We start from the raw sequence: 14,041 nt of genomic DNA on the forward strand, positions 1-14,041 counted from the left end.
CTCTACCGCATCGCCCTGGTCCGTATGTCCGGCGACGCCCGCACTCGCGCCTACGTCGCACGGCAAGTCGCCGCCGGACGGACGAAGAAAGAGATTCTCCTACCGCCGGACCGAGGAGATCTTCGAGGGGAACACCCGGCTGCCGAACCCGTCTGGTCTCCGGGCACATCCAATGTCGGCGTCCCGGCCTGGGCCTTGCGGTCGGTGAGGAACAGCGGGCCGCGGGTACGGCGGGCGATGAGCCGAGGCAGCAGCTGGGCGGTGCCGGACTGCCAGTGACTGCGGCAGTGTGGCCTGACCAATGCTTCTTCCGCGCCGTGCTGGTCTGTACGCCGAATACTGACTCACGGGAGGCTGACGCCATGCGGAAACTGACCTTTGCCATGAACATGAGCCTGGACGGCTACATCGCCGCGCCCGGCGACGACCTCGGCTGGAGTGTGCCGAGCGACGAGCTGTTCCAGTGGTGGTCCGACCGGGTGGACGCGACGGGCCTGGCGCTGTACGGGCGCAAGCTGTGGGAGACGATGAGCTCCCACTGGCCGACCGCCGACAAGCAGCCGGGTGCCACACCGGCGGCGATCGAGTACGCCGGCCGCTGGCGGGACATGCCTAAGGTGGTGTTGTCCTCTACGACCAGCACGGTCGACTGGAACACCCGTCTGGTCACCGGCGACGCGGTCACCGAGATCACCAGGCTCAAGGCCGACGACGGCGGCCCCATGGACATCGGGGGTGCCACACTCGCCGCGGCGGCCATGCGGGCCGGGCTGATCGACGAGTACGTGATCGTCACCCATCCGGTCCTGGTGGGCGGCGGCACGCCGTTCTTCGCAGCCCTGGACAACTGGGTGAACCTGACCCTGGTGGAGACCCGGGCGTTTCCCGACGGCGTGGTCCTGACCAGGTACGAGACCAAGCGCTGAGCGCTCGGCGTCGGATCGGCGCGGGCTTCGGGCGCCCAAGGATCTTGCGGCGCTGTGTTCCGAGGCGATCGTGATACCCCTGCCGGATCACGGGTCGTGTATGTAAGGGATCCGCAACCGAGTAATAGTCAAGACCTATGGATCTAAGCCGCGTTCATGGCGATGTGGGCTTGCGGGCGAGGATCTGGATCCCGGTCGACTCGTGACCGTTCATGGTGGGCACCGTAATGGTCCGGGTGTCGATGGTCTGGAACCCAGCGAGCAGGGTGGAGAACCACTCGCGGGGGTGGTGGCGGCAGACCGCACCGTCGCCGGTTTGGAACACGCCGTAGCTGCCGTAGTGATCGGCATGGCGGCCGTAACGGTTACGGTTGCGTTCGTCGTCTTGCAGCAGAAGATCGCTGACGTAGAGGATTCCGCCGGGCTTGAGGATGCGGTTCAGCTCGGCGATCAGCTGATGCTGGGCTTCATCACCGGGGATGCAGGTCAGCACGGCGAAGAGCAGAACGGCGTCGAAGTGTGCGTCTGGACGGGGCGAGGCCGGTGGGGCGTCCAGGGCGGCAAAGCGCATGGTGGGGTGCAGGTGGCGTGCCTGGCTGATCATTCCTGGTGAGGTGTCGACGCCGGTGAGGTTGCCGAAGCCGCGCTGTTCGAGCTCCTTCATGATGCGGCCGTATCCGCATCCGTAGTCGAGGATCGCGCCGTGCCTGCTGATTCCGTCGAGCCAGGGCAGATGGAGCGGGTGGGTGAACGTCTTCGTGGCCGCGGCGGCATCCCAGTAGGGAACCTGGCTGTCGAGGTCGGACACGGCGGATGTCTCCCTGGGCGCTTGGCTGAAGTCGATCCTGCTGCCACGGTGGTAGGACGTTCGACGAGCTGGCCCCGTTCGAAGCGGGCTCCGGCCAGCGCGCCGAGGATGAGGCATACGGTACCGAAGAGGAAGAACCCTCCCATGGCCACCGCGGCTGCTCCGCGCTTCATACGCCGACACTCTTGCCCTCTTGCGGCACAAGCGAGCCCGAAGCCTGCACTGTGAGCCGTCTGTCTTGTCGTTGTTCCGGTGCGAGCCTTTGAGAACTGCTGGTGAAGCCCACGTGCCGATCACGGTCCATGCGGGCGGGATCGCGGCGGTAGGTGGGGTCACGAGCTGGGCGCCGGCCTGCCTGCTCCGTAACGGAGGCGTCGAGGAGCAGGTCGAGGAGGCGGCCGGCCCGTTCGCGTTGGTCGGGAGCGCTGGTGATGAGGGCGACGCCGGCCAGGCTGAAGCCGACATCTCAGGTGTCGATGTCCAGGCGCAGGAGACCGGCGTCGGCGCCGGCGTGCAGCAGGATGCCGAGCCAGGCCAGCCGCCAGTCGGTGCTGGCCGACGTCGGGAACCTCACATCCCGGCCGTCTCTCCGCACGCATCACCCGACTCGAACGACGCCTGTCCAAAGCACTCGACCAGGCCGTCTGGGAAGCCTCGGGGCTCGGTGCACCCGCCGACATCGAAACACTCACCCGCCGGATCGGCGAGCTGGAGCAGCGGATCCTCGACCTCCGCTCCGAACTCGCCGAGCGCGACCAGGACCTCGCCGCCGCACGCGCCACGAACCGGGACTTGATGGCGCAACTGAACCGCTGACCGGGTGGTTCCGGAATACGCCAGAGACCTGCCCTCTGCCAGCGGCAGAACACCGGCCCGACCAGGCCCGACGATCACTACAGTCCAGGCTCATGACGACGGTTGCAACGCGCACGATCGAATACGCGGCCGACGGCCTGACGATGATCGGGCACCTCGCGCTCCCGGCCGGTGTCGACCACCGGCCCGCGGTCCTAGTCGGGCCCGAGGGGGTGGGGCTCAGCGACGTCGAGCGCCGCCGGGCCGATGCGCTCGCCGAGTTGGGATACGTGGCGCTGGCCTTCGACCTCCACGGCGGACGCTATTTGGGCGACCCTGAGGAGATGCTGGCCCGTTGCCTGCCACTGCTCGCCGACCCCGACCGGATGAGAGACATCGGCCACGCGGCGCTCGACGTGCTCCGCGCCGAGCCGCGGACCGACCCCGACCTGATCGCCGCCATCGGCTACGGCATCGGAGGCGCAATCGCGCTGGAACTCGGGCGCGACGGCGTCAACCTGCGCGCGATCGCGACAGTCAACGCACTGACCACGGGCCGACCAGGCGAGACGGCGCGCATTCGCTGCCCAGTGTGGGCCGGGGTCGGGTCGGAAGACCCGATCATGCCGCCCGCTCAACGGAACGCATTCACCGCCGAGATGCAGGCTGCAGGTGTCGACTGGCGCCTCGTGGTCTACGGCGGCGCCTTGCACGCCTTTCATCACCCAACGGTCGACCACACCGTGCGCCCCGGCGTCGGCTACCACCCGCAGCACGCGCAGCGAGCTTGGCGTGACGTCGTCGACCTGCTGGCCGAGTGCCTGCCCATAACGGAGTGATCTGGTCGGCAACCGCGATTCCGGGCCGCAAACCAATACCGGTTTTCGTGCGGCATGTGACAGGTCCTGAGTTCGCCCGCAGATCCTTCCGCTGCCTTACCGACGCGGTGTTCTCTTGTCACCTTCCGCACACTCGGCTTATCGGTGGGTGTTGTCCCCGTGAGTGCCGCACCACCGCTGGCGTACGTCTACGACCGATGCGTCACACAGAACCCCGCCACGCTTGACGGGCGCCTCCGCGCCTGCGAGGAACACATCACCGAACGAGGCTGGACCGAGCGCGTGTGCCTGGTCTCCGACTAGAGCCTGTCTCCTCGATCACGAGCGGAGCCAGATCAGGAGTGCAGCGACGGTAACGGTGCCGAGGTAGACGTATCCGCGCTTGTCGTAGCGAGTAGCAACGCCTCGGAACTGCTTCATCTTGTTGATCGCCCGCTCGACGGTGTTCCTGGCCTTGTACCGGGTCTTGTCGAACCCGGGCGGTCGGCCGCCGTCTGAACCTCGGCGTTGGCGGGCGGACTTGGTGTCGCTCTTTTCAGGGTGCCGGATCCCGCGCCGTCGCAGGTAACAGCGGATCAGTCCGTTGCTGTACGCCTTGTCGGCACCAACGCTGTCCGGCCGTCGCCTTGGCCGGCCCGCACCGAGCCGGGGAACACGGATCTTGTTCATGACCGGCTCGAGGCGCGGGGCACACTTCGCTCACCCCTCCGGGCTGGTACTTGGCCGTGTAGTCGAACAGTGGGGTCGTCAGTTCGATCTCCACCACCGGGAGTACGTGGTCACCCACCACGGCGACGGTGAACTCCCGGCCCGGAAGGAACGGCTCCACCAGGAGGTCTACCCGGTCTTGGCTCAACTCGTCGCCGACCAACTCCAGCTGGGGCGGGGAGTCGATCCGGTGCACCGACACGCTGTAGCCGTCGGCGACCGGCTTGGCCACCACCGGCCCCGCGGCCACCATCTGCCGTACGTCCTGCAGCACCTCGCCGGCTGCGGGCCGCCACACGGCGCGCTCGGCGACCGGCAGCCCTGCCGCGCCCAGGGTCGCCTGTGCCCGGTCCTTGTGCCACGCTGCCGCACATACCGTGCTGCCGGCGCCGGTGAACCGGACGCCCGCCCGGCCCAGGAGTTCCTGCACGCGCCCGTCCTCGCCCCAGCCACATCAGTCCGTCGAGCACAGTGAACATCAAAAGGGGACGATCGCGCAGGGCGGCGAGCCGCGGACCGGCCCCAGGTCCGTCGGCGGCCGCCGTCCGCGGGAGGCGCAGGGTCGTCAGCGCAGCCAGCGTGAAGGTCGCCGCGTCTCCCAGAATCAGGGCGACGTACCCGGGCCCGCTGTCGGCGACCAGTCCCAGGCCGGCGATTCATCGCTCCCACGGCGAGGCCGACGTTGGCGGTTCCCCGCATGACGGCCCGGGTGCGTGGGCGCCGGTCGGCCGGGACGAGTCGGGCGACGAGGGCTCCCTGGGCACCTCTGGTGCCGGCCAGCGAGGCGCCCGTCAGCACCGAGACAGCCAGGAAGACGGCGAACCCATGCACGAGCGTGAGGCAGACCGAACCCGTGCACTGCACCAGGAAGGTGACGACTAGCAGGTCGCGTGGACCCTTGCGGTCGGCCGCACGGCCGAGCGGAGGACCCGCGACGACGGCGGCCGCCGCCCCGACGCTGATCCCGAGTCCGACCTCGGCGGCCGTCAGGCCCACGGACCGGGTCAGGTACATCGCGCTCACCGTCTGGTAGAGGCCAGTGCCGAACGCGTTGATCAAATTGGCAAGAATCACCAGGCCGCCCGGGGAGCAATCCCTCGCATACGCCCATGAAGCCGGTTCCCACCACCGTCGCCATCAGGACGGCGGCATGGGTGCGCGCCGCCGCCCAGGGATCGGCGGACAGCCGCTCCCCGGCGATAAGTACGGCCGGACTCTGGGCGCGCGCGGCCCCCCAGCGCCCGGCCAGCCGGGCCATGCCGCCGCTCAACCACACGGCCCCCGCCCCGACCAGGAGCAATGCGCCGAACAGGGCCAACGGCGCCAGCCCCGCGGATCCGTATGCGAGCGTCAGGGTGCCGCCGGTCATGGCCACGACGACCAAGGTCACGCCCAGCGTGACCGCCTGGTCCCCGCCCGTTCGCCGCGGTGTCGCGCGAACCTCGCCGAGCGGCGAGGCGACCACCCGGCGCAGCGCGGTCAGGCTCACCGCCACGCCCACGGCCAGGACCGCGAGCATGACGGCAACCAGCACGCACCACAGCCGCGCCGGGAACCGGTCGGCGTACAGCGCGAATCCTGCCCCCCGCCGCGATGCCCAGGAACGAGCCCACGAGGCACGCGGGCCCGGACTCCAGCGCGGCGATCCGACGCACCCGCCCTAGAGCGGCAACCTGGCCATACGGCGGTCGCGGTGCACGGCACCCAGGCGCGCGCTGCCCGAGGAAGCCGAGCCCAGGAATCAGCAGAAGCAGCAGCCGACCTTCGGGCCAGTGACCAGGGCGCGGGCCAGCACCCCGAAGCGCTCCAGCCACGTACGTGCCTGCTCCTGGGCGGCGCGCCGGTCGGTTCCGCCCGAGCTGCCGACGTCACTGCTGCGTGTCGGCCCGACCCGCGCGGCACCCGCCGTGCTCTATCCGAGCGCGAGCATTGCCTCGGAGACCTCGCCGACCGCCGCATCGGGAATCGCAGTGGCGGCCTCCTTGAGGACGAGCAGCCGTGCCCCGGAAATCTCGCGCGCGATCGCCTCGCCGTTGCCGACGGGAAAGAACGGGTCGCGGCGGCCGTGGACGACGAGCGTGGGGATCTCGATTTCGGGCAGGCGCTCGCGCCAGCGGGGTTTGCAGTCAAGCCTGGAGAACACCATGCCCATCTGGTTGGCCATCTGGACCGGGGGTGCGGTGCCGGGCGTGCGGTCCCAGATGCGCTTGGCGATCGCGCGCGCGGCGACGGGGTCGTTGCCGAGGATCTCCGCGCCGGCGGCAGCGAACGCCGCGACCGCCTCGCGGTCGGTCCAATCGGGCATCGGACGGGCGAACAGCCGGCTCATCGTCGCCTGGTCATGGTCGGGGAGGTCGTCGTCGGACGGGCCGGGGGCAACCGCACGGGTGCCGATCAGGGTGAGCGCCGAGAACGCGCCGGGGTGGTCGAGCACGGCCACTTGCGCGACCATTCCGCCGACACCTATCCCCGCGAGGTGTGCGGGCCTCCCGCCGAGCATGTCAGCGAGGGCCGCCGCGTCGGCGGCGAGGCCGCGCAGGGTGTAGGCGGGCGCCTCCGGATCCGTCGTCGTCGACTCCCCGCTGTCGCGCAGGTCGTAGCGCACCACACGGCGCCCGCCGGCGGCGAGGCGCTCGCATAGTCCGTCGGGCCAGGAGAGCATCGTCGTCCCGCCCGCGAGCAGGACGAGTGGCGCGTCGTCGTCACCGAACGACTCGATACCCAAAGCGATCTCATTGGCATTGACAGTGGTCATCGGATCACCGGAAGACGTCGTAGGTCAGGTGGGTCGCGGTCGAGGTCGAAATCACCCTCCGCTGCACCAGCGTGCGCGGTGCTTGACCGGTGAACAGTGGTGTCCCGGCGCCCAGCACGATGGGCGCGAGGTGCAGCGTCAGCGCGTCGACCGGCCCTGCTTCGAACGCCGAGCAGACGGTGGCGCCGCCGCCCATGAGGACGACGTCGAGATCCTTGCCGCTGTCCGACGACGCTGCGACGGCTCGCTCGCGCGCGGCGGTGACGGCGTCGGGGAGACCGGTGGTGACGAACGTCCAGTCGAGGTTGGTCGTCCGCACCGACTCTGACGGCGAGCTGGTCACGACGGCGAAGGCGAGCTTGCCGACCTCGCCTGCGCCGTAGCCGGACGTGTCGTCCCAGCCTTTCGGGCCGCCGACGACCTCGAAGAGGTGGCGGCCGAGGACAACGGCGCCCGAGCGGGCGGTCCCCTCGCGCAGGATCCGGCGGTCGTCGGGATCGTCGGAAAACGCCCACGTGTGCAGGGCCTCGCCACCGGTGCCGAGACCGTTGTCCGGGCTGGGGTCTGGCCCGGTGACGAAGCCGTCGAGAGAGACGGAGATGTCAGCGATGAGTCGAGTCATGCCAGGGCAGACCCGATCCGTCGCCCGAACTTATCGCTTACGCATGAAGCGGGTGGGTGGCGGGTGCGAACTCGATAGCACGACGCGCGAGGCGGCACGTGGGACGCACGGCGGACGCACGCACCCGTTACCTGGGAGGTAATGGCGCCGTTCTGTCGGCGCTGGCGAGAATGTCGATCTCGCCGCGTCAGGCGGACGCGGAAGTCGGATCGGAGTGATGAGTCATGCCCGTAGCCGCATCTGCGACCACTCGTGCTGTCGTGGACGAGCTGTTGCGCCGGATCGGCGGGGGCGATCCCGAAAGCATCGCCGAGATGTATGCCGAGCAAGGCGACTGGAAGCTGGACTGGCCGGAGGCCGAGCACGGCCGGGCCTCCACTCCCTGGATCCGTCACCGGTCCACCCGTGCCGATGCCGCCGCCCACTACCGCGAGCTCGCCGAGCACCATGTGCCCGAGCAGGCATCGACCGAGATCGAGCGCATCCTCGTCGACGGCCGCGACGCGGTCGTGATCGGCGAGATCCGTCAGACTGCTCGCTCTACCGGACGCGCTTATCGCGCTCGGTTTGCTCTGCGCCTCACCGTCGAAGACGGCCTTGTCACCCGGCATCACGTCTACGAAGACAGCCTCGCCGTCGCCCAGGCATTCGATACGAAATGAGCGAATAGGGCTTGCTGAGGCATCCGCGAAGTCAACTGTTACGGCCACTCTCGGGCCACGCTGGCGGTCACACGCCCTGCACGGTGGCCCGGCCCGCGCGAGGGCAGGACCGACCAGGCACCGCCGTCACGCTATCTTGCTCAGATGCTCGATGGGGGGGCAGTTGCGACAGCTAGACGGCAACACGAGCGTTGTTCTTTGAGTAGACACAAGTAGGCCCGCTGGGCCTATGCCCCAACACGCTTTCCAAGTCTGTTGGCGGCCCACCAGGGGCCGTGCCGGGGCATTCACCTGCGTTCATGACCGTCCGGGTGCTCATCACAAGCCGCGGGCCGGACGGGCCTGAACGGTGGTGTCCGTCGCTGAATGAGACGGAAACTGAGACGGTCTTCTGTCGGCGGCGTGGCTGGGAAGGCCCATCAGAAAGGGGGATCGGTGTCGTGACCGTTCCACGGCTCGTCGGTCCACGGTGAGGGCTTGAGCTCCGAGTAGCAGAACGAGTACCGCTCGGGTCGGACCTCCAGCCCGGCGGTGTCCTCACCCCAGGTCGTCAGGGCCTCGATCGACCGCTCGCGATACTGCCAGAGCGCACTTGCGGCCAGCACATCCCGCAAGAGAGGCGCCAAGGCGACTCGGTGGTGGAGCAGGCGCGGGTCGTCCAGCAACGGGATGCAGGTGGAGACGGCTGCCTCGCGCACGTGGACGTCAGGGTCGTCGAGAAACGCAGACGTGGCACGGAAGAGCCGCGGTCGAATGCGGCAGATCTCGACGAACGGCGGGTAGTCCTCCGGAGGGAAGCCGAAACGGCGACTGATCGCTGCGGCTTCGTCGTCTGCCTCATCCGCCACGGAGTCAAGCCATCCCAGCAGCTCGGCACGCATCGGCCCGGGAAAGCTGCGAGAGTCCTTCTGGACGGACCGGAGTGAGCGCTCATCGCTGAGAATCCCCGCCACGTACAGGGCGGCCGGGGCCGTAGCGGTATACAGGGTGTTCTGGTGGTGAACCACGTGATGCAAGTCGTCCAGCGCCCGAGACCGTACGCCCTCATCCAGGCCCGTGAGCCCGATCAGCATCTCGGGGACGTCGTCGGCCGGCCCATAAGCATGCTGCAAGGCACCCCAGTGCGTCGCGGCCAGTACTTCCGCGGGATCGATCGGCTCGGCAAGCTCCTGGTCGCGGGTCACGCGGGGAGTATGACAGTGCTCATAAGGGGCAGGCTCGGCCCCTGGGCGACCGTTACTACGACCCATCCGGCGTGACAGCGGCTGGCGACCGTGATGCCGCCAGCCGTGTGCCCTTCTGATCCGTAGCTTTAGAGAGATGGGTCGGAGACGGTCATACAGGTTGCGTTCTGGCCTCTAGGGGACGCCATGGGATGGGGACGGTTGCTGTGGTTGCTGTATCCGGCTGCTGTACAGCAGGATCCGGGCGGGGGTGACGGGTATGGAGCGGGAACGACTCGAACGACTGCTGGTCGGCAGCGATGAGGCGTCCGTAGCCGCTCTGGTCGCGCTCCGCTGCGGCGGCTCCTACGTGGTCTGGGATGGGGCTGTGTCCGCCGCATCGCCCGCTCGCGTCTATGGACGCAGACTGCTGCACACGCGTCGCCGGGGCATCGAGACCACGAACCTGGAACGCGCCGTGCAGCTGCTCACTCGGCATCAGCAGCCGGTTCGCCTGGGGCAGATCAGGACTGCCGATGGCTCGTGGACGTTCATGCTGTTCCTCACCGATGACGGCACCAGGCTGATCGCGTGCACTGGTGTGCGGCGGACCCAGGTCTGAGCCCCGGCCGACGACAGTCAGCCACGATGGCGGGTGCGTCAACCGATCAGGCGCGCGTGTGTATCGCTGCCCCACCGGCCTCAGCCACGCTGCTCGATTGACGTCAGACAGAGCAGGCTGCGACGGCGGAACCGCCGCGACGAGACATTGCGCGGCGACTTCTTCGTCCCGAATGAGGTTCGGATGGCGAGCCTGCCAGCGCAGATGGCCTTTTCCCTGGTCAGGGACAAGGTTTCCGGGTGGTCTTACGGGGTGTCGAAGGGGCTCCGGGAGCGAGTCGGCAACCAAATGGCTCCCCAGAAGGGCTGCCCGGAATTCTTCACCAGGCGCGCTGCACAACTTTCCCGATCACCGTCATGCCGTTCGACTTGATGAACCGGTCAGCCGTCCGCTCCCAGTCGGCGGCGGAGGTGCTCCGGAAGCGGGTATGGGCGCTCGGCCGGCAACTGGCGCAGGGCGTCCGCAGTTCTTCCGTCGAGTACGGCGGAGTGAGTCGAGCGAGCCAATCCGGTGACGTCCGTCATGTCCACGATCCACTGGTCCACGTAACGGTCCACGGCCTCGCCGGACAGGCCGACCTTAATGGCACGCCACGGCTGCGCTTCCAGCTGGATCGACCGGTCCGGATCCCACTGCACCCGCACCGGGCAGTCGGCGACCTCCGCGCGCCACTGGTCCCGGTCCGCGTGCACACCGGAGCGGAAGTGACTCAGGGCCGCGTGCGCCAGCGCCCACTCGAACCCCACCCGGTCGATGTCGATGCGCAGGACGCGTTCCTGGTTGGGCTTCCGGGCCCAGCCGGAGCGGTACATCATCCACAGGAATGACGGTTTGATCCACGTCATGCGTTCGCGCTTGAACGGAGCCACGAACGTCCGTGCGAGGTAGCGGGCGGTTTCGGGGTCGTAGTGGCGGAAGTAGTTGTGTGCAGGCCGGTCTCGGGGTCGCTGTACTGGCCGGGGAAGCGGAGCGGGGTGTAGGTGGTGGCGTCGGTGTTCCAGGTGGTGGCGCCCCAGAGGGTGGTGCGGGTGCGCCAGGCGATGTCGCCGTGTTCGTCGACGAGTTCGCGGGGGGATCCGACGAGGTCGGTGACGATCGCGAAGAAGCGGGAGTCGATCTCCGTCTGCGGGGTGTCGGCCGCGGTGGTGCGCTCGGTCTGGGCAATGGGCTTCAGGCCCTGGTGGTCCCAGGTGAGGGTGACCGGGTACGGCAGGCCGTCGGCCCGCGTCGTCTGCTCGCACAGCGTCGTGCCGTCCCAGGTGAAGTCGACGCGTTCGACGACCGTGTCGCCGTCGGGGCCGAGGCGGAGCTTCGCGGTGCGGCGGCCCAGCGGGTCATAGGTGTAGCGCCAGCGGGTGCCGTCCGGGGTGGTGACCTGGACGAGCCGGTCCTCCGTGTCCCACGCGTAGCGCCAGGTCTCCGGCTTGCGTGACAGCCGGGTCTTCTGGCGCAGGGTGATCCGGCCCAGAGCGTCGTGCTCGTAGCGGACGTGTCTGGCGCGGGTGATGCGAGTACCGCTGTAGGTGCGGTCGCCGGTGGCCTCCTGGCCGGGGTGCGGGGCGGGCCAGGAGGCGTGCGTCTGGTTGCCGGCGGCGTCGTAGGCGTAGGTCTCGGTCCAGCCCTCGGCGTGAACGGCGGTGACGCGGCCGACCGCGTCGAGGTCGAAGCGGCGCCGGCCGTTCAGCTGGTCGTCGAGGACGGCGAGATGGCCGTCGCCGCGGTAGGTGTAGGCGCGGCGCTGGAGGGTGCGGTCGTTCGGGCCGATGGCGGACTGGGTGACGAGTCGGCCCCGCGCGTCGTAGGTGCTGTTCAGGGTGAGGAAGTCGCCGATGTGCCGGGTGAGTTCGCGGCCCGCCGCGTCGTATGCCATGTCGACGGTGCGACCGGAGGCGACCATGCGGGTGCGGCGGCCCGCCGCGTCGTACGACCTGACCAAGAGCGGCGTGGTGGAATCGATGAAGGGCGTCAGACCCGAGCCGGTCACCAGTGAGTTCGTCATCATCGGACGACGCCATCACCCTGCCAAGCAGGTCGGCCAGGTCATCACCCGCCAGGACCGCCGGGATTTCAGCGCCGGTGAAGTCCTGCGGGTCATGACCCAACTCGGCTTCACCTGCCGCACCCGCCCCGCCACCGCACCTGCCCCCGTGGCCGGCTCGTACCAGCGGGCTTCCGCGATGCTCGGCACTCCGCCGATCGGCCTGACGTCCTGACGTACGGGCAGGGGTGAGCCGAACAGAGCGGTGAGGCCCGACCGGCCCAGGCCGGTCGGGCGTCTTCGTGTGCCCTGTCCCGGTAGGTCAGTGGTCGGAGTAGCTGAAGTCGCCCACGGTCCAGGCACTGACGTCCTCGATCGCGACGCGGTACATCCCGCCCGTCTCCGGGATTCCCACCGGCCCCTGCAGGATCCGGGCGACGTGGAAGTGCAGATGCGTGGGCGGCCCGGCCTGCCTCGCGGAGGTGTCGAAGACAGCGGAGAACTCGCTCAGCTGGGCGGAGTCCGTCAGCACCTCCCTCACCCTCTGCCTCCACATGGCTTCAGGAGCCAGCCGACCGGTGATGACAGCACCACCGGTGACCACGGTCAGGGACATCTGACTGCTCTGCCCGGACTCCACAAGGGCGGCGATGTCAATGATCAGCTCGTCAGGCTTCGGCATGGGATCGGATTCTATGCCCCGTCGCGTCAGGGCGGCGGGTTGGTCGGTGTGGCTCTATCGGGCGAGGCGGCTCGGGGCATGACCTGTTGGCACTCGCCTGACCGTGTGGACCGAGGCCAGCGGGGTGTGGCCCCGGTTGCACGCGGTCCTCCCCGCGAAGCTCCGCAACGCCAGGGTCCCCGCGCACAAACCTGAGGCCGTCAGGGAGCAGTAGGGCCCGGATCGTCGGCTTGTCCAGCCACGCATGCCGGGTAGGCCGTATCGTGGAGGGCATCGCCTCCGGGGTGCCTCGACAGCTCCCCCGGAGGCGCCCTAGTTTCAGGCCTTGGCCGCTGCGACCTCTCGTATGCGGCCGCTCAGCTCCCGCACTGCACCGGTTCGCGCGTACGGGGCCAGGTCGCCCTCCTCCTTCAGCACGCGAGAGACGTGGAAGAGGTAGGCGGTCCGGTCGTATCCGCCGATGGCGTCCCGCCGGTTGTCCGCGCGGCCGAGTGCCTCCTCGGCCCCGCGCAGCCGGGCGTGGGCCTCCTGGCTGCGGTCGCCCACCATCGATGCGGCGTGGGCCTGTTCCCCGCGCAGGAAGGCCACCAGGCGTGGCCGGCCGACGGTGCGGCTTCAGCCGCGGAGTCCGCCAACTGGAGCGCCATTCGCCCGTAGCCCAGGCTCGAGGCCTGCAACGACATGCCCCGCAGTGTCCGGCAGTAGGTGACGTGGTCGCCGGCCTCGTCGGCGAGTTTCAGCGCCTTGACGTAGTACGTCTGCCCCAGGCCGTGGGCTTTCTCGTACATGGCCATCCAGCCCGTGAGATATGTCAGGTCGGAGGCGGCAGCGAGCATGTCCCGGTGCACGATCTCGGAGGCCTGCGCCCGCAGCCACGGCCCGACCGTGTTCACGAGGAACGCGGCCGCCATCGGCCGGGCGTGGCCGGCTCCGAACTCGTCGAGGATGTCCGCGATCCGCTCTGTCATCGACCGAACCGAGGCGACCTGGGAGGCCCCGATCCGGGTGGTGGCCTTGCCCGGTGTCACCGGATCGTCGGCGGCCCAAGCACTGCGTTGGAACACAGGCACGGATAAGGCAGCAGAGAAGACGGTCGTGGCCAGGACGCCGCGGCGGGATGGGTCCATGTCCGCGTACATAGGTCGATCAACTCCTCGACAGCGTCGACCGATTGAACGGTGTCATCGGGCCGGCCCGGTTGAAGCCCGGCTTCCGCATGGGTGACCGGTCGCCCCCAGCCTTGCGGACAGCGCCTCAAGAATGAGCGGCCTGACCTCGGGTTTCGGTGGCGTACCGGCAATCCAGTGCGCAACGGTCGTCCGGTCGTATGTCAGATGTAATCCCGCCTGGGGACCGAGCCGATTGACTTGCTGCTCCAACTGCGTGCGAGTCCATCGTGCCTGCTCAAGCAGCCTGTCCAGGGCGGGGTTGGGGCGTGGGCTTCCTCGTGGCCATGTCCTCGACTCCCGACAGCTCCATGG

At 68.9% G+C, this 14,041-nt stretch carries 11 protein-coding genes and 5 pseudogenes; 5 read left to right on the forward strand and 11 right to left on the reverse strand.

All coding sequences use genetic code 11. The features are described from left to right. Window positions 1-362: 362 nt before the first annotated feature. Window positions 363-926 (forward strand): dihydrofolate reductase family protein, encoded by a 564-nt coding sequence (locus tag AB0924_RS26160; protein ID WP_366912672.1) that lies wholly within the window; start codon window positions 363-365, stop codon window positions 924-926. A gap of 154 nt (window positions 927-1,080) precedes the next feature. Here AB0924_RS26160 and AB0924_RS26165 read toward each other — a convergent pair whose 3' ends face one another. Beyond that, the gene (locus AB0924_RS26165) at window positions 1,081-1,734 is read right to left on the reverse strand and encodes a class I SAM-dependent methyltransferase (protein ID WP_366912673.1); all 654 of its coding nucleotides are present in this window, start codon (window positions 1,732-1,734) and stop codon (window positions 1,081-1,083) included. A 908-nt stretch (window positions 1,735-2,642) separates the two neighbouring features. Between AB0924_RS26165 and AB0924_RS26170 the strand changes: the two genes are divergently transcribed. Further along, the gene (locus AB0924_RS26170) at window positions 2,643-3,368 is read left to right on the forward strand and encodes a dienelactone hydrolase family protein (RefSeq protein WP_366912674.1); all 726 of its coding nucleotides are present in this window, start codon (window positions 2,643-2,645) and stop codon (window positions 3,366-3,368) included. 318 nt (window positions 3,369-3,686) lie between these two features. Here the strand turns inward: AB0924_RS26170 and AB0924_RS26175 are convergent. From AB0924_RS26175 to AB0924_RS26195, 5 genes and pseudogenes are all read right to left on the reverse strand, one after another. Continuing rightward, window positions 3,687-4,046, reverse strand: a pseudogene (locus tag AB0924_RS26175) (transposase); the annotation flags it as partial. 58 nt (window positions 4,047-4,104) lie between these two features. Beyond that, window positions 4,105-4,506: pseudogene (locus tag AB0924_RS26180) on the reverse strand (D-alanine--D-alanine ligase); the annotation flags it as partial. Between the two features lie 242 nt (window positions 4,507-4,748). Beyond that, a pseudogene (locus AB0924_RS26185) lies at window positions 4,749-5,150 on the reverse strand (MFS transporter); the annotation flags it as partial. An 838-nt stretch (window positions 5,151-5,988) separates the two neighbouring features. Continuing rightward, window positions 5,989-6,831, reverse strand: coding sequence for an alpha/beta hydrolase (locus AB0924_RS26190; RefSeq protein ID WP_366912675.1), 843 nt, complete (start codon window positions 6,829-6,831; stop codon window positions 5,989-5,991). A 4-nt stretch (window positions 6,832-6,835) separates the two neighbouring features. Beyond that, window positions 6,836-7,453, reverse strand: a complete 618-nt coding sequence (locus AB0924_RS26195) for a dihydrofolate reductase family protein (RefSeq protein WP_366912676.1) — start codon at window positions 7,451-7,453, stop codon at window positions 6,836-6,838. Window positions 7,454-7,677: 224 nt separating this feature from the next. On the opposite strand from AB0924_RS26195, the gene AB0924_RS26200 reads away from it, so the two are divergent. Continuing rightward, entirely contained in the window at window positions 7,678-8,115 is a 438-nt protein-coding gene (locus tag AB0924_RS26200; RefSeq protein WP_366912677.1) for a nuclear transport factor 2 family protein, read from the forward strand. Window positions 8,116-8,534: 419 nt separating this feature from the next. Here the strand turns inward: AB0924_RS26200 and AB0924_RS26205 are convergent, their stop codons facing one another. After that, the gene (locus tag AB0924_RS26205; protein ID WP_366912678.1) at window positions 8,535-9,299 is read right to left on the reverse strand and encodes a hypothetical protein; all 765 of its coding nucleotides are present in this window, start codon (window positions 9,297-9,299) and stop codon (window positions 8,535-8,537) included. 259 nt (window positions 9,300-9,558) lie between these two features. Here AB0924_RS26205 and AB0924_RS26210 point away from each other — a divergent pair, with 259 nt between their 5' ends. Continuing rightward, the gene (locus AB0924_RS26210; protein WP_366912679.1) at window positions 9,559-9,900 is read left to right on the forward strand and encodes a hypothetical protein; all 342 of its coding nucleotides are present in this window, start codon (window positions 9,559-9,561) and stop codon (window positions 9,898-9,900) included. A 380-nt stretch (window positions 9,901-10,280) separates the two neighbouring features. Here the strand turns inward: AB0924_RS26210 and AB0924_RS26215 are convergent, their stop codons facing one another. Beyond that, complete coding sequence (locus tag AB0924_RS26215; RefSeq protein WP_366912733.1) at window positions 10,281-10,745, reverse strand: DUF4291 family protein; 465 nt, start codon at window positions 10,743-10,745, stop codon at window positions 10,281-10,283. A gap of 36 nt (window positions 10,746-10,781) precedes the next feature. Next, window positions 10,782-11,827, reverse strand: a pseudogene (locus tag AB0924_RS26220) (RHS repeat-associated core domain-containing protein); the annotation flags it as partial. Between AB0924_RS26220 and AB0924_RS26225 the strand changes: the two are divergent. After that, window positions 11,769-12,113 (forward strand): SCO5918 family protein, encoded by a 345-nt coding sequence (locus AB0924_RS26225; RefSeq protein WP_366912680.1) that lies wholly within the window; start codon window positions 11,769-11,771, stop codon window positions 12,111-12,113. The pseudogene AB0924_RS26220 and the gene AB0924_RS26225 overlap by 59 nt on opposite strands. Before the next feature lie 87 nt (window positions 12,114-12,200). Here AB0924_RS26225 and AB0924_RS26230 read toward each other — a convergent pair whose 3' ends face one another. Together AB0924_RS26230 and AB0924_RS26235 are read right to left on the reverse strand one after the other, a co-directional pair. Further along, window positions 12,201-12,560, reverse strand: a complete 360-nt coding sequence (locus tag AB0924_RS26230) for a hypothetical protein (RefSeq protein WP_366912681.1) — start codon at window positions 12,558-12,560, stop codon at window positions 12,201-12,203. Between the two features lie 318 nt (window positions 12,561-12,878). Continuing rightward, window positions 12,879-14,015 (reverse strand): annotated as a pseudogene (locus AB0924_RS26235) (hypothetical protein). Between the last annotated feature and the right edge of the window lie 26 nt (window positions 14,016-14,041).

Origin of the sequence: Streptomyces sp. NPDC047869 (assembly GCF_040704065.1) — a bacterium.
GTDB lineage: Bacteria > Actinomycetota > Actinomycetes > Streptomycetales > Streptomycetaceae > Streptomyces.

Coding starts and splice junctions, on each gene's coding strand:
- AB0924_RS26170 (WP_366912674.1), top strand. CDS start 2,643: ATGACGACGGTTGCAACGCGCACGATCGAATACGCGGCCGACGGCCTG.
- AB0924_RS26160 (WP_366912672.1), top strand. CDS start 363: ATGCGGAAACTGACCTTTGCCATGAACATGAGCCTGGACGGCTACATC.
- AB0924_RS26215 (WP_366912733.1), bottom strand. CDS start 10,745: ATGACGTGGATCAAACCGTCATTCCTGTGGATGATGTACCGCTCCGGC.
- AB0924_RS26190 (WP_366912675.1), bottom strand. CDS start 6,831: ATGACCACTGTCAATGCCAATGAGATCGCTTTGGGTATCGAGTCGTTC.
- AB0924_RS26195 (WP_366912676.1), bottom strand. CDS start 7,453: ATGACTCGACTCATCGCTGACATCTCCGTCTCTCTCGACGGCTTCGTC.
- AB0924_RS26200 (WP_366912677.1), top strand. CDS start 7,678: ATGCCCGTAGCCGCATCTGCGACCACTCGTGCTGTCGTGGACGAGCTG.
- AB0924_RS26210 (WP_366912679.1), top strand. CDS start 9,559: ATGGAGCGGGAACGACTCGAACGACTGCTGGTCGGCAGCGATGAGGCG.
- AB0924_RS26230 (WP_366912681.1), bottom strand. CDS start 12,560: ATGCCGAAGCCTGACGAGCTGATCATTGACATCGCCGCCCTTGTGGAG.
- AB0924_RS26225 (WP_366912680.1), top strand. CDS start 11,769: ATGTCGACGGTGCGACCGGAGGCGACCATGCGGGTGCGGCGGCCCGCC.